Annotated in this window: 20 protein-coding genes, 1 tRNA gene and 2 riboswitches; of the genes, 4 read left to right on the top strand and 17 right to left on the bottom strand. The window is 63.4% G+C overall.

The features are described from left to right. Positions 1-41: 41 nt before the first annotated feature. The 7 genes from PCE31106_RS19540 to PCE31106_RS19510 form a co-directional block, all read right to left on the bottom strand. Positions 42-1,289 (bottom strand): hypothetical protein, encoded by a 1,248-nt coding sequence (locus tag PCE31106_RS19540; protein WP_150564429.1) that lies wholly within the window; start codon positions 1,287-1,289, stop codon positions 42-44. Between the two features lie 368 nt (positions 1,290-1,657). Next, positions 1,658-3,532: a hypothetical protein gene (locus PCE31106_RS19535; RefSeq protein ID WP_150564428.1), complete on the bottom strand. Its 1,875-nt coding sequence runs from the start codon at positions 3,530-3,532 to the stop codon at positions 1,658-1,660. Positions 3,533-3,760: 228 nt separating this feature from the next. Next, a complete protein-coding gene (locus PCE31106_RS19530; RefSeq protein WP_150564427.1) occupies positions 3,761-5,170 on the bottom strand; it encodes an L-serine ammonia-lyase in 1,410 nt (469 codons plus the stop codon). Between the two features lie 138 nt (positions 5,171-5,308). After that, a complete protein-coding gene (gene gcvP, locus PCE31106_RS19525; protein WP_150564426.1) occupies positions 5,309-8,236 on the bottom strand; it encodes an aminomethyl-transferring glycine dehydrogenase in 2,928 nt (975 codons plus the stop codon). Positions 8,237-8,333: 97 nt separating this feature from the next. Next, on the bottom strand, positions 8,334-8,717 hold the full coding sequence (gene gcvH / locus PCE31106_RS19520) for a glycine cleavage system protein GcvH (RefSeq protein ID WP_150564425.1): 384 nt from the start codon (positions 8,715-8,717) through the stop codon (positions 8,334-8,336). Between the two features lie 77 nt (positions 8,718-8,794). Further along, on the bottom strand, positions 8,795-9,901 hold the full coding sequence (gene gcvT, locus PCE31106_RS19515) for a glycine cleavage system aminomethyltransferase GcvT (protein ID WP_017233614.1): 1,107 nt from the start codon (positions 9,899-9,901) through the stop codon (positions 8,795-8,797). A gap of 137 nt (positions 9,902-10,038) precedes the next feature. Then, positions 10,039-10,175: riboswitch (glycine riboswitch) on the bottom strand. Positions 10,176-10,183: 8 nt separating this feature from the next. Continuing rightward, a riboswitch (glycine riboswitch) is annotated at positions 10,184-10,280 on the bottom strand. A gap of 151 nt (positions 10,281-10,431) precedes the next feature. Further along, positions 10,432-11,247, bottom strand: coding sequence for a zinc ribbon domain-containing protein (locus PCE31106_RS19510; RefSeq protein WP_150564424.1), 816 nt, complete (start codon positions 11,245-11,247; stop codon positions 10,432-10,434). 267 nt (positions 11,248-11,514) lie between these two features. Here PCE31106_RS19510 and PCE31106_RS19505 point away from each other — a divergent pair, with 267 nt between their 5' ends. Then, on the top strand, positions 11,515-13,617 hold the full coding sequence (locus tag PCE31106_RS19505; RefSeq protein ID WP_150564423.1) for a UvrD-helicase domain-containing protein: 2,103 nt from the start codon (positions 11,515-11,517) through the stop codon (positions 13,615-13,617). 479 nt (positions 13,618-14,096) lie between these two features. Then, complete coding sequence (locus PCE31106_RS19500) at positions 14,097-14,873, top strand: metallophosphoesterase (RefSeq protein ID WP_150564422.1); 777 nt, start codon at positions 14,097-14,099, stop codon at positions 14,871-14,873. 147 nt (positions 14,874-15,020) lie between these two features. Here PCE31106_RS19500 and PCE31106_RS19495 read toward each other — a convergent pair whose 3' ends face one another. Continuing rightward, positions 15,021-15,917 (bottom strand): c-type cytochrome, encoded by an 897-nt coding sequence (locus PCE31106_RS19495; RefSeq protein ID WP_174975310.1) that lies wholly within the window; start codon positions 15,915-15,917, stop codon positions 15,021-15,023. A gap of 381 nt (positions 15,918-16,298) precedes the next feature. On the opposite strand from PCE31106_RS19495, the gene PCE31106_RS19490 reads away from it, so the two are divergent. Further along, positions 16,299-16,374, top strand: a tRNA-Arg gene (locus PCE31106_RS19490). A gap of 170 nt (positions 16,375-16,544) precedes the next feature. Here PCE31106_RS19490 and PCE31106_RS19485 read toward each other — a convergent pair. The 4 genes from PCE31106_RS19485 to PCE31106_RS19470 form a co-directional block, all read right to left on the bottom strand. Continuing rightward, a complete protein-coding gene (locus PCE31106_RS19485) occupies positions 16,545-17,219 on the bottom strand; it encodes a GntR family transcriptional regulator (protein ID WP_150564420.1) in 675 nt (224 codons plus the stop codon). A gap of 163 nt (positions 17,220-17,382) precedes the next feature. Further along, positions 17,383-18,363: an alpha/beta hydrolase gene (locus PCE31106_RS19480; RefSeq protein ID WP_254441195.1), complete on the bottom strand. Its 981-nt coding sequence runs from the start codon at positions 18,361-18,363 to the stop codon at positions 17,383-17,385. Next, complete coding sequence (locus tag PCE31106_RS24395) at positions 18,357-18,626, bottom strand: 2Fe-2S iron-sulfur cluster-binding protein (RefSeq protein ID WP_254441199.1); 270 nt, start codon at positions 18,624-18,626, stop codon at positions 18,357-18,359. The genes PCE31106_RS19480 and PCE31106_RS24395 overlap by 7 nt, the downstream gene beginning before the upstream one ends. 364 nt (positions 18,627-18,990) lie before the next feature. Next, positions 18,991-19,302, bottom strand: coding sequence for a 2Fe-2S iron-sulfur cluster-binding protein (locus PCE31106_RS19470; protein WP_150564419.1), 312 nt, complete (start codon positions 19,300-19,302; stop codon positions 18,991-18,993). A gap of 226 nt (positions 19,303-19,528) precedes the next feature. Here PCE31106_RS19470 and PCE31106_RS19465 point away from each other — a divergent pair, with 226 nt between their 5' ends. Further along, positions 19,529-20,458: an ornithine cyclodeaminase family protein gene (locus PCE31106_RS19465; protein WP_150564418.1), complete on the top strand. Its 930-nt coding sequence runs from the start codon at positions 19,529-19,531 to the stop codon at positions 20,456-20,458. A gap of 69 nt (positions 20,459-20,527) precedes the next feature. Here the strand turns inward: PCE31106_RS19465 and PCE31106_RS19460 are convergent, their stop codons facing one another. From PCE31106_RS19460 to PCE31106_RS19440, 5 genes are all read right to left on the bottom strand, one after another. Further along, complete coding sequence (locus PCE31106_RS19460; protein ID WP_150564417.1) at positions 20,528-21,556, bottom strand: 2Fe-2S iron-sulfur cluster-binding protein; 1,029 nt, start codon at positions 21,554-21,556, stop codon at positions 20,528-20,530. Between the two features lie 14 nt (positions 21,557-21,570). Further along, positions 21,571-22,050: a GlcG/HbpS family heme-binding protein gene (locus PCE31106_RS19455; RefSeq protein ID WP_150564416.1), complete on the bottom strand. Its 480-nt coding sequence runs from the start codon at positions 22,048-22,050 to the stop codon at positions 21,571-21,573. Positions 22,051-22,092: 42 nt separating this feature from the next. Beyond that, positions 22,093-23,547, bottom strand: coding sequence for an aldehyde dehydrogenase family protein (locus PCE31106_RS19450; protein ID WP_150564415.1), 1,455 nt, complete (start codon positions 23,545-23,547; stop codon positions 22,093-22,095). A 96-nt stretch (positions 23,548-23,643) separates the two neighbouring features. Next, positions 23,644-24,375: an iron-containing redox enzyme family protein gene (locus PCE31106_RS19445; RefSeq protein ID WP_150564414.1), complete on the bottom strand. Its 732-nt coding sequence runs from the start codon at positions 24,373-24,375 to the stop codon at positions 23,644-23,646. A gap of 158 nt (positions 24,376-24,533) precedes the next feature. After that, on the bottom strand, positions 24,534-25,853 hold the full coding sequence (locus PCE31106_RS19440) for an MFS transporter (protein ID WP_150564413.1): 1,320 nt from the start codon (positions 25,851-25,853) through the stop codon (positions 24,534-24,536). Between the last annotated feature and the right edge of the window lie 16 nt (positions 25,854-25,869).

Genomic DNA, 25,869 nt, shown 5'->3' with positions numbered 1-25,869 from the left:
TCCTTTACGCGGATCGATTCGTTCGACCGTCCGTGTAATTCTCAACTCGCCTTGAACACGGAAATTCTGACACCCCCCCACCGCCAGCTCTGTCCGTCATTTTTTTGGCAAGACAAGATTCGGCCATGGGTGTCTCTCCCGAGTCCCCAAACGTCACACACCTCGCCTTCCGTAACCGCATCGCCCAGTTCAACAACGCCGGACTTTGATTTCAGTTCTCTCGACTCCACCTTCTCCGCGGAAACCTTGCCTGCCGACACCGACTTCGCCGCTTCAATGTCGTTGTTACTCAGATTCAATTTGCCGTTGATCGTCGCGCCGTCCGCCTCCGCCACCAGCGCCCCAACGCTCGCGCTAGCCATCTTCAGTTGCCCCTTGCCTTCGATGTTGCCCGCGTTGACGATATTGTTATGCACAGGCCTCCTGTTAGCTTCCGATCCCAGATCCAGCGTGCCTTTAACGGCGGTGGCGCCAGCCACGATACTGCCTACGTTCAGCGTACCCGATGCTTCAATGTTCTCCGCACCCACGATATCGCGAGAGACGGACGCGCCCTTCGTATCCGTGCTGGCAAACTTCAGCGAGCCGGTCATGTCGCGCGATCCATCACGCATGACCGTGTTATTCAGGTCCTTTGTCTGCGACCCACCTCGCATCACGATGATCCCGGGAATCGGTCCGAGCGGGTTTGCCACAGGCAACACCTCTGAAGTCTGTCCGATGAAGTTGAATTTATCCGCCTCATTCATCGACGACAGTCCGCCATATACCCCCATCTTCTTGGCCGCGACGACGGCCAGATTGAGATCTGGTTCGGACGAATACGTCTTCTTTATTGGCTCGGTCAAGTACGTCAGCGTATCGATCCGACATGACCTCGCGTCGCCAGCGTCGCACACCCGGTACACGCGCAACGCGTAATCTCCGACCCCTCGCGGCGGCGTCGTCGCAACACCGCCAAGTTGCAGCGCCCTGATGACGTCATCTGCACTCAAATCCGCTATCTCCGACGTCCCGTTCGGCCCTGTATCGGCCGATTTGAACGTCACCCCATTTACGGTAAACGACCTTTCTTTGCCACTGAGCAACTTCTCGATATCCGAGTGGTGCTTCACGGTGAACGTTTCGACAGCGTTGCCCACCATATTGAGCGACTCACCAATTCGCTCCGCGCGCGCCATGCGCATCTGACGACTTTGCTCAACGCCCCAGAACGTCACCAGCATACCCACGACGCCCACCGCGATTGCGGCGGAGACGAGAAAGATCCCTGATTGATGTCTTCGCATTGACCTGCCCTTTATGAATTCGTCCGGCAAACGCACGGCATCGCATTTCGCGACTGTCGCGGAATCGTTGAGATGGGGGCATTGTCCGCGATGTCACTCACGGCGGGCTTGGGATTCTCCCGTTAATGTTCGACGAGCGTCACGAATCCAGAAACGCAGACCGCAAATAGATAAGCCGTGCGACAACCGCCGCACGGCTCAAAGGCAAGGTCAGCAGACGTTCGCGCGACGATCGACACGCCAGCGTGACCGTCACCGGCCACACCTGTCACGTCTGTGGCGATGAAGCGAAGCCTGCAAATGCATCGGGTAACGATGTTGCCCTACTTATCGGACAAGTCTAATCAGGCAAGTCGCAACCGTTCAGATTACGACGCCTCGAAACCCGCGTCGCGCACATCCTGAACGGAATCGAAGCGGCACCTGGCGCGAAAGTGCGAATACTGCCATTGGGTATACGGAACGTACACGCCATCGCTACGCGTCTGTGTCTCCACGTTTTTGTTCCCATACTCAGGCTGCACTTCTCGGGTCTTGAAGAACGTTTCCACATTGCATGCCCGCGCCCCCTTGATCAGGTATCCCTCGCCGTTCCCATAAAAACGCGTGAAATCGGAAATGTTCCACACCCGTGTTCCTACGGCGTACGTCTTGACCTTGTTTGTCGTGTAGCCGCCCAGCATCAAATCTGCAAGGTGCCGTTCAAATTCAACGTGATTACTTCGATAGCGCGTGGCACTGATCTTGAAGGTTCTGTCGATCTCGAATACCGGCAGTTGCCGATCACGCGTCAAACACAGCATCGGGTACCGGCTTGCCCCGGCCAGCGTGTAGGTTCCCGAGCCGTCCCGCGTGAGTTGTGGCTCATGGTTGCGCCACCGGGGTGTGACCTCCGCTTCCGCACGAGACGAAAATCCGCAAATGATTGCGTTCGAGGCCGAGTAGCCTTGCAGCGCCGGCCGATAATGCGCGCCACCCAGCGAGGCGACGCCGCTCACGGGGAGCTTCCAGATCGACCACGACTCGCCCCGGTCCACGCCCACGAGAACCATATCGGTAATGACGTCCTTCGCGATGTCCCCAACCACGTCCGACGGGATATCCCCCTTGGATTTTGGCGTGCCGGAAAGCTTCCACAATCGTCCAGTCGCACTCGACTCATCGGGTTGACACGACAAGACTTTACCCCCGCCATCCACAGCAATACCGGAGCCATTGCATGCTTCGTTCTCCGATTGCACATTGGTAAGCTCAACAATGCCGGACGTCGATCGGAGTCGCTTGGATTTGACCTCCTTCGCCTCGATGGTATTCGCGTTCCTGACATCCTTCTCGCCCATGTTCAGCTCACCGCCGAATGTCGACGGCCCGCTGGTCGTGAGGGATCGGGTCGTCAAGGCACCGGCGTCCATTTCCCCGGCCACGGCCTTGTCAGCGATATTGAGCCGACCTACGTCTATCGCGCCCTCAGCCTTGATGTCGCGAACCCCGACGATGCTGTACTTTTGTGACGTGCCGGGATCCTTAAAATTCAAATCCCCTGTCATCGCGCGCGAACCGTCCCGCGAGACAACGTTATTCAGATCCTTTGTTTGGGCTCCGCCACGCATGGCGATCAACCCGGGCAGATTCAGTGGGTTCGCCACCGGGGCCGCGCCTTCCGCCTGTTCGATGAATCGGAACTGCGCCGCGTTATCCGCCGTCGACAGCCCGCCATACACGCCCATCTTCTTTGCCGCGACAACCGCCAGATTGAGATCCGGCGCCGACGAGTACGTCTGCTTTATCGGCTCGGTCAGATAGGTAAGCGTCTCGATGCGGCATGACGATGCGACGCCCGCGTCGCAAACGCGATACACCCGTATCGCATACTCGCCGACGCCACGAGGCGGCTTTGTGCCGACACCCGGGAGTTTTAGCGCCCGGATGACGTTGCCCGCGGTCAATCCCTTGATCTCTGTCACCTTTCCCGGCCCAGGATCTCCCGTCCTGGTGAAGGTTTCACCATTGACACTGAACGAAGGCATCGCACCAGAAAGCAACTTGTCGATCTCTCCATGATGCTTCACCGTGAACGTTTCCACCGCATTGCCGATGACCTTGAGCGACTCGCCGATTCGTTCCGCACGTTCAATGCGCATTTGACGACTCTGCTGAACGCCCCAAAACGTAACCAGCATGCCGACGACACCCACTGCGACCGCGGCGGAGATCAGAAAAATGCCAGATTGCCTGCTTCGCATTACCCTTCCTCTCTGTGAACCGCCAACGGTCGTCTCGCGTCCTGCATTTGGCGATTGCTACGACATTGAAAGTCCACATTCTCAGCGACATCCCCCAATTCTGGTTTGGGATTCTCCCGATGAATTTCACCCGCCGGTACAGATACGAAAGCCACGCCGCAAAAAGAAAAAGCTGCGTGACTCGCGCCACGCAGCTTGCACATCAAAAACATTCAAATTAACGAACTATCAGCACTCCACGATATTTACCGCCAACCCGCCGCGCGCCGTTTCCTTGTACTTCGTCTTCATGTCGGCACCCGTCTCGCGCATCGTCTTGATGACGGAATCGAGCGACACGTAGTGCGCACCGTCGCCGCGCAACGCCATGCGCGCCGCATTCACCGCCTTCACCGACGCCATCGCATTGCGCTCGATGCACGGAATCTGCACCAGCCCGCCGACCGGATCACACGTCAGGCCAAGGTTGTGCTCCATGCCGATTTCGGCCGCATTCTCGACTTGCTCGACGGTGCCGCCCTGTACCGCAGCCAGTGCCCCCGCAGCCATCGAACACGCCACCCCGACTTCGCCCTGGCATCCCACTTCCGCCCCGGAAATCGACGCGTTGAGCTTGTACAGAATGCCGATGGCCCCGGCAGTGAGCAGGAAGTCGATCACGCCCTGCTCGTTCGCGCCGTGCACAAAGCGGTCGTAGTAATGCAGCACCGACGGAATGATGCCCGCCGCGCCATTCGTCGGCGCGGTCACCACGCGGCCGCCCGCGGCGTTCTCCTCGTTGACGGCAATCGCGTAGAGGTTCACCCAGTCCATCACCGACAGCGGATCGGACAGCGTGCGCTCGGCACGTTGCGTGAGCTGGCGATACAACTCCGGCGCGCGACGTCGCACATGCAGCGGCCCCGGCAGTTCGCCGTCGGCATCGTCGTTCCCGATGCCGCAACCACGCGTCACGCACGACTGCATCACGTTCCAGATGTTGAGCAACCCGCGACGAATATCCGCTTCCGCCGTTGCCGCGTCGCCGTGGTGCCAGACCTTCTCGTTCTCCCACATCAGTTCCGCGATGGTCTTGCCGCTTGCGCGGCACATCTCGAGCAGTTCCTTGCCCGTGCGGAACGGATACGGCAGTTGGTCGTGCGCGGCGAGCACCTGCGTGTTCGACGCCCCCGCCGTCACAACGAACCCGCCGCCGACCGACAGATAACGCCCTTCGCGCAGTTTGTTGCCCTCGGCATCGAACGCGTGGAATTTCATGCCGTTCGGATGCTCGGCCATCGCCTCGCGACGGTAGAACACCATGTGTTCCTTCTCGACGAACGGCACCTCGTGCTTGCCAAGAATCGACAGCACCTTCGCCTGACGCAGCGTGGCCAAACGCCCTGCAATCGTCGCCGGATCGACCGTATCGGGCGCCTCGCCCATGAAGCCGAGCAGCACGCCCTTGTCGGTGCCGTGGCCCTTGCCCGTGGCGCCGAGCGAACCATACAGCTCGGCACGCAGCGTCGCCACCTGCGGCAGCAGGCTGTCGCGCTCCAGACCTTGCACGAACATCAGCGCCGCGCGCATCGGCCCCACAGTATGCGAACTCGACGGTCCGATACCAATCTTGAATAAGTCGAAAACTGAAACGGCCATGGGGCATTCCTGAATTTCTGAAACGTGGCGGTGACGCGACGAATGCCACCCCTCCGGCGCATTCGCGTGACATCCATAGAGACAAAAAGGGGCCGGCAACGTGTCTGCCAGCCCCTGATTGCCAAGCTTTCGCGACGCTTATTCGTAGTCGCTCATCGGCACGCAGGCGCAGAACAGATTCCGGTCGCCGTAGACGTTATCGGCACGTCCGACCGGCGGCCAGTACTTGCGCTCGCGCAGCGACTTCACCGGGTACGCCGCCTGACTGCGGGCGTAGGCGTGCGGCCATTCGTCCGCCGTCACCACGTCCGCCGTGTGCGGCGCGTGCTTGAGCGGGTTGTCCTCGCGATCGGCACGGCCCTCTTCCACGGCACGGATTTCCTCGCGAATCGCGATCATCGCCTCGATGAAGCGGTCGAGTTCGTGCTTCGATTCCGATTCCGTCGGCTCGACCATCAGCGTGCCCGGCACCGGGAAGCTCATCGTCGGGGCGTGGAAGCCGAAGTCCATCAGGCGCTTCGCCACGTCGTCAACCGTAATGCCGCTGGTGTCCTTGAGCGGACGCAGATCCAGAATGCACTCGTGCGCGATCAGCCCGCCCGGGCCGCTGTACAGCACCGGGTAGTGCGGCGCGAGCTTCTTCGCGACGTAGTTCGCGTTCAGGATAGCCGTCTCGGTGGCGGCCGTCAGGCCCTGCGCGCCCATCATGGCAACGTACATCCACGAAATCGGCAGAATCGAGGCGGAACCATACGGCGCGGCCGACACGGCACCGATGCCGTTGGCGTCGCGCGAATAGCCCGTCGAGTGCTGGTTCGGCAGAAACTGCGCCAGATGCGCGCCCACCGCGACCGGACCCACGCCCGGGCCGCCGCCGCCGTGCGGAATGCAGAACGTCTTGTGCAGGTTCAAGTGCGAGACGTCGCCGCCAAATTCGCCCGGTGCGCACAGGCCGACCATGGCGTTCATGTTCGCGCCGTCGACATACACCTGACCGCCGTTCGCATGCACGATCTCGCAGATCTGGCGCGCGCCGGCTTCGAACACGCCGTGCGTGGACGGGTACGTCATCATGATCGCGGCAAGACGGTCGCGATGCTGCTCGGCCTTCGCCTGCAGATCGGCCAGATCGACGTTGCCGTTGGCGTCGCAAGCGACCACCACGACCTGCATGCCGGCCATCTGGGCCGACGCCGGGTTCGTGCCGTGCGCCGACGCGGGAATCAGGCAGATGTCGCGATGCGCTTCACCGCGCGATGCGTGATACGCCTGAATGATGAGCAAACCGGCGTACTCGCCCTGCGAGCCAGCGTTCGGCTGCAGCGAGACGGCGGCGTAGCCGGTCGCGGCCACGAGCATCTGCTCGAGCTGATCGATCATCGTACGGTAGCCGACCGTTTGTTCCGTCGGCGCGAACGGGTGAATCTGACCAAATTCGGGCCATGTCACCGGCAGCATTTCCGAGGTGGCGTTGAGCTTCATCGTGCACGAACCAAGCGGGATCATCGTGCGGTCGAGCGCCAGATCCTTGTCGGACAGGCTGCGCAGATAGCGCAGCATTTCGTGTTCGGAGTGGTAGCGGTTGAACACCGGGTGCGTGAGATACGCGCTTTGGCGCGCCAGTGCCACCGGGTAGCCGTTCGAGACGGTGGCCTCGATGGCGTCGAAGTCCAGCGAGACGGCGCTCTTGCCGAGGCCCTCGGCCGCCACTTCCCACAGGGCGATCACGTCGTCGCGCGTGCTCGTCTCGTCGAGCGAGATACCGACAGTGTCGGCGTCTTCGCGACGCAGATTGAAGCGGCGTGCAGCGGCCACCGTGTGCACGGCATCGGCACGGCCGGCCACGGGCACGGTCAGCGTGTCGAAGAACGTGGCGTTGCGCGGCGCGGCGCCCAGTGCGGTGAGACCGGCGGCCAGCACGGCCGTCAGACGATGCGTGCGCTCGGCGATGATGCGCAGCCCCTGCGGGCCGTGGTACGCGGCGTACATGCTGGCCATGATGGCGAGCAGCGCCTGCGCAGTACAGATATTCGATGTCGCCTTCTCGCGGCGGATGTGTTGTTCGCGCGTTTGCAGCGCCAGACGCAGCGCCGGCTTGCCTTGCGAATCGACCGACACGCCGACCAGACGGCCCGGCATCGAGCGCTTGAGTTCGTCGCGCGTGGCCAGGTAGGCGGCGTGCGGGCCACCAAAGCCCATCGGCACGCCAAAGCGCTGGCTGTTGCCAATGGCGACGTCAGCGCCCCACTCGCCCGGCGGCGTGAGCAGCGTGAGCGAGAGCAGATCGGCGGCGGCGATCAGCATGCCGCCCTTGGCGTGGATCGCGTCGGCCAGCGCGCGATAGTCGCGCACGTCGCCGCCCACGCCCGGGTATTGCACGAGCACGCCGAACGCATCGACATCGGCCGCGGCGGCCACCGGGCCGACCTGCACTTCGAAGCCCAGCGGCTTGGCGCGCGTTTGCACGACTTCGATGGTTTGCGGCAACACGTCATCGGCCACGAAGAACGTGTTCGACTTCGACTTGCCGGTACGCTTGACCAGCGTCATCGCCTCGGCGGCGGCAGTCGCTTCGTCGAGCATCGACGCGTTGGCGATCGCCAGCCCCGTCATGTCGATGATCATCTGCTGATAGTTGAGCAGCGCTTCGAGACGGCCTTGCGAGATTTCCGGCTGATACGGCGTATAGGCCGTGTACCAGGCCGGATTTTCCAGCACGTTGCGCAGGATCACGCCCGGCGTGAACGTGTTGGCGTAGCCCTGACCGATGAACGACTTGAACACCTGGTTCTGGCTGGCCAGCGCGCGCAGTTGCGCCAGCGCCTGCGATTCGGTTTGCGCGGCGGCGAACGGGCCGAGCGACTGGGCGAAGCGCGCGCCGTCGCGACGGATCGACGCGGGGACCACGGCGTCGATCAATGCGGCACGCGACGCGTAGCCCAGCTCGGCGAGCATCGCCTGTTGTTCGGGGGTGTCCGGGCCGATGTGGCGCGCGGAGAAGTTGTCGCGCTGCTCCAGCTCGGAGAGCGAGCGGCGCGGCGCTTGCAGGTCAGTCAAAGCATTCATGGGTCAGATCTCTCGTTCGATCACGGCAAGTGACGGCGGGGGCGGCAGCCGGGACGGTGCCGCGCGAACCGAAGGTCTCGCGGCACCGTCCGGGGCATCAGCCGCCGATTTTCTTGGCGTATTGTTCAGCGCCCAGCAGCTTGTCCAGCTCGGCCGTGTTCGACGGCTTCAGACGGAACAGCCAGTTGCCGTAAGCGTCGGTGTTGACCAGATCGGGCGAGCCGGACACTTCGGTGTTGGTCTCGAGGATCTCGCCGCTGACCGGCGAGTGCACGTCGGCCGCTGCCTTGACCGATTCGATCACGGCCGAGGCTTCGTCCGCCGCCACGGTGCGGCCGGTGTCCGGCAGTTCGACGAACACGATGTCGCCCAGGGATTCCTGCGCGAAATCGGTAATGCCCACGGTCACGGTGCCGTCGGCTTCGAGGCGGGCCCATTCGTCGGACTCGGTGTACTTCAGGTTATCGGGGATATTCGCCATGTTGACGCTCCGGGATTCAGTGTTTGGGGTATTCGGTTATCGGTAATTCGTGTCGCCGCACCGTGGCGCCGTGTTGCTCAGGCCACCACGGCCTTGCCGTGACGCACGAACGGTAATTTGACCACACGTGCGGGCAATTGCTTGTCACGAATTTGCACTTGGACCGTCGCGCCGTCCGGCACGCCCTTCGGCAAACGGGCGAACGCGATCGATTGCTGCAGGCTCGGACTGAACGTGCCGCTGGTGATTTCGCCGTCGCCCGCCTCGGTCACCACGACCTGGTGCGCGCGCAGCACGCCGCCCTTGCCGTCGAGCACGAGGCCCGCGAAGCGCCACGTCTGGCCGCGCGAGAGCAGCGAGTCCTTGCCGACGAACGTGCGATCGCTTTCCTTCTCGACGGTCCAGCCCAGGCCGGCGTCCAGCGGCGACACGTCGTCGTCCATGTCCTGGCCGTACAGGTTCATGCCGGCTTCGAGACGCAACGTGTCGCGCGCGCCCAGCCCGGCCGGACGCACGCCCGCCGCGACCAGCGCGTTCCACAGCGCGGCCACGTGATCGGCGTTTACGATCACTTCGAAGCCGTCTTCGCCGGTGTAACCAGTGCGCGCGATCATCAACTCGCCGAACGCCGTGTCCTTGGCGAAAGCGGCATTGAACGGCTTGAGCGCTTCGCTCGCGGCCTGACTGCCCGGCACCGCCTGCCACACCTTGGCGCGGGCGTTCGGGCCCTGGACCGCCACGATCGACAGATCGCGGCGCGGAATGATCGTCAGGCTGTAATCGCCGTGCGCGTTGAGCTGACCGATCCAGGCGAGATCCTTGTCGGCCGTGCCGGCGTTGACCACCACGCGGAACCAGTCTTCGGCGATGAAATAGATGATGAGGTCGTCGATCACGCCGCCGCTCGGGTTGAGCATGCAGGTGTAGAGCGCCTTGCCCGGGGTTTGCAGCTTGTCGACGTTGTTGGCGACAGCGTAGCGCAGGAATTCGCGGCAGCTCGGGCCATGCAGATCGACCACGCACATGTGCGAGACGTCGAACATGCCGGCATCGGTGCGCACGGCGTTGTGCTCTTCGATCTGGGAGCCGTAGTTCACGGGCATGTCCCAGCCGCCGAAATCGACCATGCGGGCGCCTGCGGCGCGGTGCGTATCGTTGAGCGGAGTGCGTTTGAGTTCGGTCATCGGGGCATCAAGGCATCAAGGGTCAGGCATGTCGGAATATGGCGTCCGACAATGCAAAAAGGGGTCATCTCGACGACCGGCACTTTCCGCGTCCGGCGCGTGCATGTGCACGAGCCCGGCGCAATGCCAGTTGGCGAGATGACCCCTCTGTCCTTGGTACCTGAGAGATTGCCCGGTGCGTGCGGCGCGCTGTGCGCCATGCCGCTCGTGCCGGCCCCTTCGGTGGGTTGCCCGCGTGCCACGCACGCTGCAACCGCTCTCCAGAGATCGAAGGCGATGCCTTCGGCGCGGACGGTCCTTGATGCCTGAGAGTTTGTGGGTATTACCCCTTCGGCGGCCCCGGCATGTGCTTCCCGGTGCGCTCTCCCGACCACGCTCGCGCACTTTACGGCGAAAGACGAAGACTGTCAATTTGACGCGGATTATCTGAGCGCCAATCGGCGTTGAACACCGTCGGACGGGCTTTCCCAGTCCTTCGTCGCGCACGGGGAAATGGGCGCTTTTTTGATCGCGCAGAGCGCGTGCGCCGGTCAGCGTGACTCGCCGGGATTCGTGCCCGCCGGACAGCCATTCTTGCCCCAGCGTCCGTTACACACCGCCCACACACAGCGCTGCTTCGGTATTACCTCATACCAGCGATAGCGGTCGCACTGCGCAAGCGCTGCGGCCACGGCACTGGCCGCCGACGGCGCCACTGCCGGTGATGCCACCGGTGCCGCGCCCGGCTGGGCTTCGGCGGCGATCGAGCCAATGTCGTTGTTGTCGAAATGCGCGGGAAGATCGACATTGGCCGGCGGACGCGCCGTATTACCGACCGCACCTGCCCCTGCGCGGCGGCTGAGCAGTTGCATCATGTCGTCCGGCGCGTTGTTGCGGGTCGGGGGCGATGTTTGCGCCGTGGCAGCGGCAGTCAACGCTGCGGTGGCCGCCGAGGCGGTGAGCGGCGCGGGCTGGTTGGCCGAAGCGACGTCGGCCGCCGCACCGGACGCGGCCGCATCGACCGCCGCCAACGCCTGCGCCCGGGCCAGCGCGGCAGATGCCTCGCCTGACGCAGGGTCGGCACCCGCGGCCGCCAGCGCGGCCGACGCGACGGCTGGCGGCGCATCGTTACCGGAGTTGAAAGGGGTGACGGTCATTGCGTCGGATGACTTGGGCACCGGGTCGACGTAGGGGGCGCGCAGATTCCACCAGATGCCGAGCAGCGCGATGGCAGCGAAAACCGCTGTGCCGAACACGAGCGCGCCGGTGACCCAGCCGGAAGATTCGGCGTGCGCGAGTCTTGCGCCACACTGCGCACAGCGCCGCGCACGCGGCGCATTGTTCGTCCCACAGGTTGGACATTGCACGGCGACCTCACCACGATGGCAACGTTGCTCATTATAGGCATCCGGTCTGCGTCGACGCCAGCCTCCGGCGTCGCGCCCGCCCCACAGTTGGCGTTCGCACAACGCCTGTCGGGCGCGCACGGCCGCGTGGCGCTCGCATGATAGACTTGCCCACCGCCCGGCGCTTGCCGATGCATCGCCCCGGCGGGCGGCCACGTATCGCCGTCACAGCCCTCGCCGTGCGCGCACCCTTGCCGGCCGCCGTCTTCATCTCCTTCGCGTCACACCATGTCCTCCTTCCCGCTCAATCCCGCTCAGAACGAAGCCACGCGCTATTTCGACGGCCCATGTCTCGTGCTGGCCGGGGCGGGCAGCGGCAAGACGCGCGTCATCACGCAAAAGATCGCCTGGCTGATCGAGACGAAGGGGTTCGAGCCGAAGCACATCGCCGCCGTGACCTTCACGAACAAGGCCGCCGCCGAAATGCGGGAGCGCGTGGCCAAGCAGCTCGAAGGCAAGCTGCTGACCACGCCGGGCAAGGAAGGCCGCAAGGTGCCCGTCAACCAACTCACCATTTGTACGTTCCACTCGCTGGGCGTGCAAATCCTGCGGCGCGAGGCGGCGAACGTCGGGTTGAAGCCGCAGTTCTCGATTCTCGACGCCGACGACTGCTTCGGGCTGATTCAGGAGCAGTTGGGCACGACCGACAAGGCGATGATTCGCGGCGTGCAGACCGCCATCTCGCTCTGGAAGAACGGACTGGTCACCCCCGAGACAGCGCTGGCCGCCGCCGAAACCGCCGACGAACATCAGGCCGCCCTCGTCTATCGCAATTACATGGCGACGTTGCAGGCTTATCAGGCCGTCGACTTCGACGACCTGATCCGCTTACCCGCCCAACTCTTCGAACGCGACGAGGAAGTGCGCGAGCGTTGGCAGAACAAGCTGCGCTACCTGCTCATCGACGAGTACCAGGACACCAACACCTGCCAATACCTGCTGCTCAAGCTGCTCGCGGGTCCACGCGCGGCGTTCACCGCCGTGGGCGACGACGATCAGGCGATCTACGGCTGGCGCGGCGCCACGCTGGAGAACCTCAAGCAGTTGCAGGTCGACTTCCCGACGCTCAAGGTCGTCAAGCTGGAACAGAATTACCGTTCGACGTCGCGCATTCTGACGGCGGCGAACAACGTCATCGCGAAGAATCCGAAACTCTTCGAGAAGAAGCTGTGGAGTGAGCACGGTCTGGGCGATCCGATCACGGTCACGGCGATGAACGACGAAGAGCATGAAGCCGAGTCGGTCGTATTTCGCTTGTCGGCACACAAGTTCGAGCGGCGCGCCGAGTTTCGCGACTATGCCATTCTCTATCGCGGCAACCATCAGGCGCGCATCTTCGAGCAAGTGCTGCGGCGCGAACGCATTCCGTACGTGCTCTCCGGCGGCCAGTCGTTTTTCGACAAGGCGGAAATCAAGGATCTGTGCGCGTACCTGCGGCTGTTGGCGAACCCCGACGACGATCCCGCCTTCATTCGCGCCGTGACCACGCCGCGCCGGGGGGTCGGCAGCACCACGCTCGAAGTGCTCGGCAGCTTCGCGGGACAGGCCAAGGTGTCGCTGTTCGAGGCCGTCTACATGGGGGCGGTCGAGGCGCGGCTGCCGCCGCGCCAGCTCGAACCGCTGCGTGCGTTTTGCGACTTCATCCAGCGCATTGCAGCGCGCGCGGCGCGCGACCCGGCCAATGAAGTCATCGACGATCTGATGGAAGGGATTCACTACGAGGCCTATCTGTACGACACATTCGACGAGCGTCAGGCGCAATCGCGCTGGACCACCGTGCTCGAATTCCTCGAATGGATGAAGCGCAAGGGCACGCGTGGCGACGAGGCGCAGCCCACCGGCTTCGACAAGGCCGACGGCCTCGACGACGACGGCAAGAGCCTGATGGAACTCACGCAGACCATTGCGCTGATGTCGATGCTCGAAGGCCGCGACGGCGACGATCCCGACGCCGTGCGCCTGTCGACGCTGCACGCCTCGAAGGGGCTGGAGTATCCCCACGTGTTTCTCGTCGGCGTGGAAGAGGGTATCCTGCCGCACCTTCGCGAGGACGAAGAAGTTACCGCCGAAAAGATCGAGGAAGAGCGCCGGTTGATGTATGTCGGCATCACGCGTGCGCAGCGCTCGCTGCAACTGTCGTGGTGCAAGAAGCGCAAGCGGGCACGCGAAACCTATTCGTGCGAGGTCTCGCGCTTCGTGCCCGAGATGCAACTCGACGAAGCGCCGCCCCCGCCTCCCGAAGACGCACCCATGTCGCCGAAGGACCGGCTCGCCAGCCTCAAGGCCATGCTCGCGGGCGGGGCGAACAAGACCCCGTCCTCGGGCGCCTGACTCGACGCGCGCCGACCACGTCCTACCTATGAATAGCCCCCGCGAGCGGGGGCTGGCTTGAGGAACGGCGACATCGTACCGGGGCTGTCGGCGGCGGCACGGCGTACCGTAAAGTCAATGCTTGCTGCTATTTGCCACTACCCGAAGACGTCTGATCGCAAGCGGCTGCCGGGCTCGACGCCACGACCATCCCGACCAGACCGGTCAAACAAAGCAGAACAGCAACCAACAGTTTCCGCATAGGCTCGCCTCCACTCGTCAGGTGAAGTTTCACTATAGAAGCGCATCCTGCCGATGACAAAGACATCTTGACCATCGGCGTGACGCGGGCGATAGTCGGTAGAAAACGGGCGAAACAAAACGTGAATTGCCTTGATTTCGACCCAATGCCCACACCGCCCGCGCTCACGTGATGCGCTCGGCGCACACGGCGGCGGCGCGTGTGCGGCACCGATCCCAAGACTTTGTGGAGCTGGTGCGTGAAACTGCATATCCTGTCCGACCTGCATTTGTCCGTGGCGCCGTTGGCCATTCCCGAGGTGGACGCCGACGTCACGATTCTCGCCGGCGACATCGGCCGACCGGCGCAAGCCATCGAGTGGGCGAAAGCGTTGGGGCGCCCCGTCATCTACGTTCCCGGAAATCACGAGTTCTACGGCGCGACACTGGCGGGCACGCTGGCCGACTTGCGGCACCTGAGCGCGGGCACGAACGTGCATCTGCTTGAGCGACGATTGGAGGTGATTGGCGGCGTGCGCTTTGTCGGCACGACCTTATGGACGGACTTCGCGCTGTACGATGCCGACGGCAAGCACGACGACGTCGTGGAGGAGTCACGCAAATTCGTACGCGACTTCACACGCATTCGCGTGGGCGATCCGGCGGTGCCGTGGGCGGATCTGCCGTTCTTCTCGCCGGACGACTGCGCGGCGCTGTGCCGCGAAAACGTCGCCTGGCTTGCGCGCGTGCTCGCCGCACCGCACGACGGCCCGACCGTCGTGGTCACACATCATGCACCAACGCCGCAGAGTATCCATCCCCGTTTCGCAGGGTCGCTCGTCAATCCGGCGTTTATTTCGGATTTGACCTCATTCGTCGAAGCCTCCGATGCGGCGTTGTGGATTCACGGCCATACGCACGATTCGTTTGACTACCGCGTCGGCGCGACCCGGGTGCTGTGCAATCCGCGCGGCTATTGCTTCGAGGGACGCGTCGAGAACACGGCGTTCGATCCGACGCTGACGGTGCGGGTGTAATCCAGCCTCCCTCGCCATTGGTAGTTGGACGCTGCTCGTTGGACGCCAGAAACAAGAATCCCCGCCGAAGCGGGGATTCTTGTGGGTGCCGAGCGATTCACGCCAGACTTGGCGCTTGAGCGCTTACCTGACCGCTGACTTGGCGATTTACTTGGCCGCGCTCACCATGTAATCAACGGCGGCCTTGACGTCGTCGTCCGACGCGTTGGCGGCGCCGCCCTTCGGCGGCATGGCGTTCAGGCCATGGAGGGCCGCGTTGTGCAGCGTATCGATGCCGGTGGCGATGCGCGGGGCCCATGCGGCCTTGTCGCCGAACTTCGGGGCGTTCATCACGCCGCTCGCGTGGCAGGCCATGCAAACCGTGTTGTAGAGCTTTTTGCCGGCTTCGAGATTGCTGCCCGCGCTGGCAGCGGCCGGGGCGGCGGTCTTGAGCGAGGCCATCGCTGCAGCAGCGGCGGCGGCGGCACTGGCGTCGGCCCCCGAGGCCGCGGCGGGAGCGCCCGATGCCGGGGCAGCTGCGGCGCCCGACGCGGGCTGTGCCGGGGCCGCCGGTTCCTGCAGCTTGCCGCCGGAGGCGTTGGCCATGTAGACGATCGCCCGGCCGATTTCGTAGTCCGTCACGTCGTCGGGGCTGGTGCCGCCGCGCGCCGGCATGGCGCCCTTGCCGGCGAGGGCGATCTTGAGCATGCCGTCGTAGCCTTGCGCAATGCGCGGTGCCCAGTCGGCGGTGCCGACCTTCGGCGCCCCAGCCGCACCCGAGGCGTGGCAGGCGGCGCAGACGGCTTTGTAGAGTTGTTCGCCAGTCTGATAGACGCGTGGTGCGTTGGCGTCCTTGATATCGACCTTGGCGACAGGCGCGATGCGCTCGGCGATGGCCTGTTCGGTCATGGCGGAACTGCCGGCGCCGGTCAGGGCGTTATTGCCGACGTAATTGACCAGCAGGACGATGATGACGATCGGAACCAGGAAACCCGCAACGACGGCGGCGATGAGCTGCTTGGGTGTTTTGATCAGAGACTCATGCTCGTTATGTGCTTCACTCATGCGGGATCTCTCAATAGTATTTTTGTGGAAACCGAGTGCATCACCCCGGGCGGCTGGCGCCATCCGGTCAAAATATCGAGCCATTGTAGCAACAAACCCTTGACCGATGACACGCCAAGGCGGTGCGCAGACGCCGCAAAAGTCCCGTGTTTTCCCTAGCTTACGCGAAAGCCAAAGCGGTGTTCCGCGTGCTTCGTGCGCGAAGTGCGGAGGCATTGCATGCACAGTAAATCCGCGCGCACGCGGCGCTTGGCAACGAATTGCCGCATTGTGTGGCGAGACGATGCACGGGGCATGGACGGCGCGCGGCAAAACCGCTATGCTTCTACCTCTTTGCCTACCGGTCGCGCGTTCGCGCCTTCTCCCCCGGTGGTCAGCATAGCGCCCGTAGCTCAGGGGATAGAGTATCGGCCTCCGAAGCCGAGGGTCACTGGTTCGATTCCAGTCGGGCGCGCCAATAAGCACACGCACATACGAGCGTTTTCCGACGACGCTCCACACGGCGCCGGATTCTGCGCATGTGCAGAGTGGACATCGCCAAACTGAACAATGCGCCCGGGTGATTGCCGACGTTGCCAGTAGGCTGAGCGCGAGGCGGCGTTACTGGTGCAGGCGCGCGCTCGCAGATCAGCGAGCGATGTTATCGAGATAATACTGAGCCGCGCGTGTGACGTGACGCTCGGCGAGCAGCGCGGCAAATGCCGCATCGCCGGCCTGCACGGCGCGCAGAATGGCGGCGTGCTCTTCCCATGTGACGCGCACTTCTTCGTCACTGGCATTCACGAACAGCATGCGCGAGCGGTCGCGCATCGAGCGCATCAACTCGGCGAGCATGGCGTTGGCACCCGCGGAATATAGCAAGTCATGGAATTGCGCGTTCAGTTCGAGCAAGCCTGATGTTTCGCCAGCGGCAACCTTGGCGTTGCCCGCCTGAAGCACTTTCTCGATGCGCTTGACGAGCTCGGGCGTACAGTGCTCCGCCGCAAGACGCGCATTCAGCCCTTCGAGCGTGGCCCGAATCTGTACCAGTTCGCGCGCCGCAGCCGGATCGAACGATGCGACGACAGCACCGTGACGAGGGCGAACTTCCACCAGTCCCTCAACCGCCAGCGCCCGCAGCGCTTCGCGTACCGGTACCCGCGACACATCGAGCTCCTGTGCGATCCGGCCTTCGACGAGGCGGTCGCCGGGCCTGTAGGCGCCCGAAGTGATGGACTCGCGCAAACGGGCAATCACCAGATCCGACAACTGCTGGTGCATGATCGGCTCGCGACCGTTTGCCCCTGTGGCTCCCCGCACCATAATTCCAATCTCCACTAAGCGACCGTTCCGCGCCAGTGGACAAGCATTTCCCCGTTCCACGACGCCTCAATGACCGCCGCATTCTATAGCAGCGACGGCTTTTTGTAGACTGTACACGAACCCGGAGACGTTATCGTTGCGCAGGGTCAACGGCCTGCCCCGCTCAAGCGCTATGCGGCGCATTGGGCACAGATGCGATGAACGCGAGTATCTCGCGCCCGAGCCAGTCCTCGCCCGAGTTGAAATGCGCGACGATCGATGTGTGATTGTGGCAGCGCATCTGAACGAATCGCGGTGCCACGCCTCGCGCACGCAGCAGTGTCTGGAAAAACGCCGCGCCGTAGTCGTCGAGAAACCTGTTTTCGTATTCGGCGATGGCAATCATCGTCGGTACGGTATGGCGCGCACCGTGAGTCAGCGGTGACCGTTCGGCATAAAGGCTTTCATCGGCGCCGAAGTACGCCCGCACGGGACCCGCGTTCGGATTGCGCGGGTTGGCATCAGCGAACAGTCGCGCGCTGACCAATACCAGCCCCGCGACCTTCTCGTTCAGCCCGGGGGTCGATCCGGTCAGTGCCGGATCGAAAAGGCAACTTGCGGCATGCGTGCCACCCGCCGAGTGACCGATCAGGAAGATGCGCGACGGATCGATTCTCAACTGCGCCGCTTTGGCATGCACCCAAGCGATGGCTTGCGCGACATCCTGCGCGCCGCCCGGCCAAGGCGCCTCGTCGGCCAGCCGGTACTCGACGTTGATCGCGACCTTGCCCTGCCGGGCGAACCAATGGCAGACATTGTCGTACACCTCGCCATTCACGCTCTTGTTGCCCCGCACGAAGGCGCCACCATGAATGAACAGCACCGCCTCACGCAGCGCCGACCCGCTTTCCCCGGGCGCCGCCACGGGCGCAAAAATGTCCATCACCTGACGCGAATGCTCGCCGTACGCCACGTTCCGCTCGACGTGCGGACTCTTGGGCGCCGTGGCCAGAATCGGCGTGTAGCAGTCGATCACCGCCTGTCGATGCGCCACGATGTCATCGTTCCAGCGTGGACCGAGATCGAGCATTAGCCGCCGCTGCCCGGCCGGCAGGGCGGAGAAGGGCTCGATCATGGGATCGGCGTGGTTGAGCGCGATTACCATGAGACGCTCACGTTGCCGTTGATGAACGTCTGACAGGCCATGCGGTAACCGTTGGCAAGCTCCTCGGGACTCAAATGCCGCCGCTCCTTTTGCTTGACGTCATCGGTATGCTCACGCCCCGCCTCCACACGACAACGGCATGTGCCGCACAGGCCACCGCCGCATTTGAACGGAATCCCGCCCTTTTCCCGAAGCGAGACACGCAGCAAATTGCTGTTGGGCGGCGCCTCGACTGTCTTCCCGCCATTCGTGATGAACGTGATCTGAACCCTATCGTTTGCCGGTGTCTCTGGATCTCGGCGGCTGAGCCGCGACTTAGCGTGATCGTGCCGGACCAGCGATTCGAGTGAAGCTACCGCCTCGTGTGCGCTCTCGTACTTCTCGAAGAACTTCGTGGGCACCAGGTTTGTGCCGCTCGAGTCCATCTCGTCAACGATCTTCACGCGCGACTGTCCGTCAAGTCTGGCGATGACAAATGCCGCGACGTGCCGTGCACCATAGAAGTAGTCGTGAGTCTCGACCGGCGTGATGCCGGGGGTCGGCTCGCTGCGGTATTGGCCCGGACGGCTGGTAAGTACGATGTACATTCGCTTTCCTCGTTACGCGCTGCTTGGCAATGCGCGGCGATCAGAGCGCCGCCGGCAGCTCGTCGTCCTGCGCCAGTTCGATGTCCTGCGCTATCCACAACTGACAGGCGAGACGGAAGCCCTCGTCGAGCCGATTGCCCAGTTGCTTCTTCTCTTTCCAGTTCGGTGCAGGCAAATGTTCGCTGCCCGACAGCACCCGGCAGGCGCAGCGCGCGCACTTGCCCATACCGCACTCATAACGCAAATGGGGGAACGGGAACTGCTTGATGCCCGCCCGGACCACCAAGTTGGTATTGGCTTTTACCTCGTCCTGGTACGTCTGCCCGTTCCTACGAAATACGACGACTGGCATGCATCCTCCTCCCCCCCTGCCGCGCACCTTGTACCGGCGGGATTCACCGTCGTGCGGCGCATTAATGGATACTGTATACCGACATCAAAATAAAACCAATCCCGATGTTGTCGGCCGATCGTAGATTGGCGGCTTCCACGGAATGATCGGCGAAGATGTTTGAGCACTCCTTATAAATAGTATACCGTATACCGTAAATGTTTATCAACACTCTGGACCTCGCCTGATGATCCATTTGACCGACGCACAGATCGACAAGCTGATCGGCTTCGCACAAGCCATTCCCGCACTGGAGAGCGCTTTTCGTGAGCTGGCTCGCGGGGCCGCGGCAGTGCAACGCCGTGTGCGCACCGAAGCCCGTGGCACCAAACTCTCCACACTCGGCGCGGTGCTTCCCGGCGCCGACGTTGCCGGGGCCAAGGTCTACACCACCCTTCGCGGGCAGTTCAATTTCGTGATCGTATTGTTCCGCGCCTCTGACGGCGCGTGTCTTGCCACGCTGGACGCCAATGCCATCACCCGACTGCGCACCGCCGCGACCACGATGCTCGCCGTACGCGCGCTGGCGCGTCGCGGTGCACACACCGCGGCCATTTTCGGGACCGGCGTTCAGGGCGCGGCACACGCGCACGCATTGGCACAGTTCACCGATATCAAGACGTTACGCATCGTCGGGATCGAGGGCGATGCGGCGCTTGCGGCATCGCTTGATGCGACCTATGGTGCGCAAGGTGTGACGGCCAGCGCCGTGACGACCGACGAAGCGCTCGACGGTGCCGACGTCGTCATCACGGCCACCCGCTCGAGCACACCGCTCTTCGACGGCCACGCGCTCTGCCCCGGTGCGTTCGTCGCCGCCATCGGTTCGAGTCTGCCGCACACGCGCGAGACCGATGACAACACGCTCGCCCGCGCAGCCCGAATCGTTGTGGAACTGCGAGAACAGGCGCGAGAAGAAGCCGGTGACCTGATGCTGGCTGCTCCGGGACTGGTGGACTGGAACGGGGTGGCCGAGCTGGGTGATGTTCTTGAAGGCCTGACGCCTGGACGCCAACGTGATGACGAGATCGTCGTCTACAAGGCCGTTGGCTTCGGTTTGCAGGACGTGGCACTCGCTGCCCTCGCCTACAAGACATTCATCGAGCGCGGCGCCTGACGCATCAAATGACAAGAGGGCAGACGGCCCCCCCGCCCCGTCGCGCCCTCTGCAATCGCTTCAGTCGACTCAGGCGGCCGCGTCTTCCCGCGCGGGATGCTGGAACGTGAAGCTGTCTGCATACACGTAACGTACGCTGGCCCCGTTGGCAACGAACGTCGTTTTCGCCTCGGCAATCATCACCGGTGAGCCGCACAGATACACCGAGTGCTCGGAAAGGTCGGGATGATCGGCGAGCACGGCGTCCTGCACATAACCTCGTGCCCCCGCCCAGTTATCATCCGCACGCGACAACACCGGGACGTAGCGGAAGTCGTCGTGCTGATTCGCGAGCGCGGTCAGCTCGTCGTGGAGGTAGAGCGCCGCTTGCGTACGTCCGCCCCAATACAGGTCGATGGGTGGCGCACCACTTGCGAGCATCTGTGCCAGCATGCTGCGCAGCGGCGCGATGCCCGTACCCGTGGCGACCATCACGATGGGCCGATAGTCGTCTTCGTGATAACCGAACCCGCCTAACGGCACTTCCACGTCGAGCGTGTCGCCGGGACGGAGTTTGCTCAAACGCGTCTGGGTGAAATATCCGCCCTCGATGCTGCGGATGTGGAACTCGACTTCCCCTGGCCTGTCACCCGCTTGGGGCGCACACGCCATGGAGAAGCTGCGCGGCCCTGTGTCGCCGAGCAACACGTTCAGATACTGACCGGGACGGAACACCCAAGGCGCCCTCTCGCGCGACGCCAGCACCAGCCGCGTAACGTCCGGCCCGAGCGGCTCCGTGCGCACAACGCTCACCTGACGTCGCTGCGCCGGTGCGGGCGCATCGAGCAATCTCTCGGTGCTGATCGTCAGATCGGCGCACGCGCGGGCCTGACACAGCAGTGCGTAGCCCGCGTCGGCCTCGTCCTGCGAAAGGGCGTCCGGCATCTCGTCATATTCCACCTGCCCCTGCGCGAGCTTGACCCGGCAGGTCCCGCACCCCCCGAACTCACACTCGGACGGCAGCACGACACCCGCGCGCCGGGCTGCCTCGAGGACAGTTTCGTCGGATGTCGCCTCGAAGCTGCACTGAGCCTCTATCCATGTGATTCGATAGCTCACGGCGCGCGTCTCCGTCAAAGCTTGATGTCGGGTTGCACGAGCACTTCTCTGCCGCTCTCGCGCAGCAGCGCCTGCAGTGCCGCGAGCCCGGCCAGCCCGGCCTGCGTATCTTGTTCGCCGTTGCCGCCCGACAAGCCGATGCCACCGACCACTTGCTTGTCGACCACGATGGGAAAGCCCCCGACAAACGCCGCGAAGCGCCCCTCGAAGCTCCACTGAATACCGAAAGCTTCATTGCCAGGCAGTGCCGGGCCATTCGGCGGCGTGGTGAACAGATGCGTTGAGCGCTTGTGCCCGGCAGCCGTGAATGCTTTGTTCCAGGCAATTTGCGGTCCGGTGATGCGCCCGCCGTCCATGCGTTCGAGCGCGAGCGGGAAGCCGCCTTCGTCGACCACGCAGACGGATTCGAGGACACCGATTTCCTGCGAGCGCCCGATGGCCGCGGCGATCATGTGGCGGGCTTCGGCAAGTTCAAGTTTGAAGAAGGGTTTCATGTTAGAGGGAATAAGTTGACGAGAACACGTGCGCGGCTTGCATTAAGCACCGCGATACACGGTCTTGATCTGGAGATAGAACTCGAGGCCATCGCGCCCGGACTCCCGGAACGTCGCGGTGCTCGACTGCTTGAGACCGCCGAACGGCGCGTTGATGAGATTGCCCGTGGTCGTGCGGTTGATCTTGACGGTGCCGGCTTCGATGTCGCTGGCGAACCGATGCATCAGTCGGGCGTTCTGCGTCACGAGCGACGCAGCCAATCCGTAGTCGCTGTCGTTGGCCACAGCGATGGCGTCTTCATAACCATCGACGTCGATCACCGCAATGACCGGACCGAAGATCTCTTCTCGTGCAATTCGCGCGTCGCGCGGCACGTCTGCGAAGATCGCCGGGGTGATGAAATATCCGTGGGCATAGGCGTCGTGCGTGAGTGGCTCGCCGCCGCACACCAGCGTGGCCTCCTGTTTGCCGATCGCAATGTAGTCGAGCACCGTGCTCAACTGCTTCTTTGTGGCAAGCGGTCCGATATCGATGCCCGGTTGCATGCCGTTGCCAATCTTGAGTGTCGCCGTCCTGGCGGCGAGCCGCTCGACGAACATCGCGCGAATCGCGCGGGCGACGAGTACCCGGCTGGTGCCGGTACATGCTTGCCCCGTGAGGGAGAAGCCGCCCTTGATGGTCAGATCGACGGCACGATCGATATCGCCGACGTCGAGCACGATCAGCGGGTTCTTCCCCCCAAGCTCCATCTGGGTGCGGGTGGACAGCGACGCGGCTCGGTGAATCTGCTCGCCGGCCGATGTCGAGCCGGTGAAGGAAATGGCTCGTACTTCGCGCGCGCCGACCAGCGTCGGACCGACGGCCGAAGCGCTGCCCGTCACGAAATTCAACACGCCCTTCGGGATGCCGGCTTCCACAAACGCTTCGGCCAGACGCAATCCGCTTAACGGTGCATCGGATGCCGGCTTGAACACCACCGTGTTGCCGCACACCAGCGCCGGGGCGATCTTTCGTGCGGGGATCGAGACAGGGAAATTCCAGGGCGAGATCACAGTAACGACACCCAGCGGTTCGCGCACCGTGTATACCGTCATGTCATTGTCGTCGTTTGGAAACGTTTCGCCGCCGTAGGATTGCGCCTCGATGGCGTAGTAGCGCAGCGTCTGCGCCGCGCGCAGGAACTCGTCCTTGGCAAGCGCCTTCTGCTTGCCCTCCTCGCGCGTGAGTTCTTCGCCGAAGCGCTCGGCGTGGCGTTCGAGATAGCCGGCGGCGTCGAGCAGTATCCTGGCGCGAGCGCCCGCCGACAGACGCTTCCAGGAAGGGAATGCCGAGGCGGCGGCGCGCACGGCGGCTTGCGCATCGGCTTCGCCCGACGCCTGGAAATGGCCGACGACGTCGCGCGTGTCGGCCGGGTTCAGGTTCTGGAACGTGGCGCCCGAGCGGCTCGCGCACCATTCGCCGTCGATATAGTTCAGAAAAGTCGGAACGGTCGTCATGAAAGCTGCGTCCTGCAAGAGGTCTTCAACACCCGCGCCACCGCAAGATCCGTTTGGCGACTTGCTGTCGAGGGCGGCGGCGCGGCAGAACGTCGTTCAGGCGGCCAATCCCAGCTCAGGCAGCGACACTTCCTTCTCGACGTAGTCGTAGTACAGCGCGGTCGTATACAGCAGGCGCATCTGCGCACCGATCTCGCAGATCTTCAGGCAGCGCCGCTGCAATTCGGGCGTGTTCGCGTTCTCCAGCACGATCTGGTAACCACGCTCGCCATGAATCTCGTCGGAGACGATGTGCAAATCGAAGAACTCGACTTCCTCGTCCGTGAACTTGTATGTATCGCGCAGCGTGGGCGTCTGTTTGCGATAGATCGACGGCACTTGTGATTCCAGACCGACGACCAGCCCGGCCACCGCCACCACCGGATCTTCACGCATGGCGACCGCGTAACACCAGCTTTGCAGTCCGCGCGTCGTCGGCGACATGTTGTCCGGGTCGACGACGCGCTCGCGCGTCGTGCCGCACGCTTCGGCGAAGCGGATCAACAGGTCGGTGTGGCGATCACCGCCAATCTCCTCTTCGTACATGTTCGCGAGCAGGAAGTCCTTCGCCTCGGTCATGTGGTCTGGCGTACGGGCGTACAGATAGCCGAGGTAATCGGCGAACGGCCCGACATAGTGATAGTGGTTCTCCGCCCAGCGAGCAAGGTGCGCCCGCGATAGTTTGCCGCTTGCCCACGCGATGCTGAACGGTGCCTTGTTCGCGCTCTTGCCCTTGATTGCTTCTTCGAGTGCCGCGCGGAAGGTTTCGCGGTCCATCAGTTCGGCCATGTCTGACTCCTTGGTTCCAGGTGGATCCCTCGCCCCCCGATTTTGTGATGGGAAGAAGCGAGGGTGATTTGTAATTTCGGTACACTGTATACCGTTTTGACGGAAATGCCAATACAACAAATTGCATGTGCGGGACGACCGCAGAAACAGGAAAGCGGTCAGTCGGCTGCGCGGCCGATGGCGCCCGATACGGCGGTGTGAATGGTGCGCGAATCGTCGTTGCTTGCGTTCACCGGTTCGATGGCGTCGAGCTTGATACCGTTGGTCTCGGGCAGCATGATGGCCGCAATGATGACGAGTCCATAGCCGACAGCGGCCACAATGGGGATGGCGAGCGTGAGCGTCGTGTGACCGCTGGCGAGCCAACCGGCGATGAACGGGAATACCGAGCCGATGACGCGCCCTGCGTTGTATGCCACGCCATAGCCGGTGGCGCGAATCTCATGGGGATATGTCTCCGAGATCGTTGCCGCTACCCCGGCGAACGTTCCTTGCATCAACACGCCCATCAGGAAGCCCAGCACCATCATCACGGGCACCGGCGCCGGAATCAGCATGTAAGCGATGCTCATCACGAACGCACCGACGGCGAACAGGATGTAGGTCGGGCGACGCCCCAGCCTGTCGGTCGCCCAGGCGCCCACGGCATAGCCCACGATGGAGCCGCCGATGGTGATGGCCAGCCACAGGCCCGTGCCCGTCACCGACAGTCCGCGTTCAGTCTTGAGCCAGGTCGGCATCCAGGTGGCGATCGCGTAGTACGAGCCGAGCATGCCGCCCGAGAGCAGACTGCACCAGAGCGTGCGGGCCGCAAGGCCGCCGCTGAACACGCCGCGGATCGTCTTGAGCGGGCTGGTCTGACGGCGCTCGGCCATCGAGCGGGTAAAGGCCTCCGGCTCTTCCAGATTCCGGCGCAGCCAAAACACCATCACGGCCGGTGCCACGCCGATGAACAGGCACACACGCCAGGCGGTCTCTGGCGGGAGCCAGTTGAAGATCGCGCTGTAAGCGAGTGCCGCCAAGGCCCAGCCGAACGAATAGCTGCTCGCCGTGAAGCCCGAGAACTTGCCGCGATGGGCCGGATTGCGGATCGTCTCCATGACCAGCACCATGCACAGCGACGATTCGCCGCCGAAACCCAGGCCCTGGACGACGCGCATGATGGTCAGTTGCGTGGGCGAGTGGGTCAGACCGCAGCCAAAGCACGCCAGCGCGAAAATCGCGATGGTCCAGCGCAGGATACGCACGCGACCATAGCGATCCGCCAGTAGGCCCGCACCGATTGCGCCCACGAGCGAGGCGATCAACGTATAGGTGACGATGCCGCCTGCCGTTGCCTTGCTCATGCCCCACGTTGTGAGCAGCACGGGGATGAGGAAGGAATAGATCATGAAGTCGTAGACATCGACCGTATGGCCGATGAACGTGCCCGCAAGGGCGCGCTTCTCGTTTCTCGATAGTGAACTGAGCCAGGACATGAAGGTGTCCTCCTTG

Source organism: Pandoraea cepalis (assembly GCF_902459665.1).
Taxonomy (GTDB): domain Bacteria; phylum Pseudomonadota; class Gammaproteobacteria; order Burkholderiales; family Burkholderiaceae; genus Pandoraea; species Pandoraea cepalis.
Note: the sequence above shows the minus strand (reverse complement) of the source record. Positions and strands in the feature narration are given on the sequence as shown.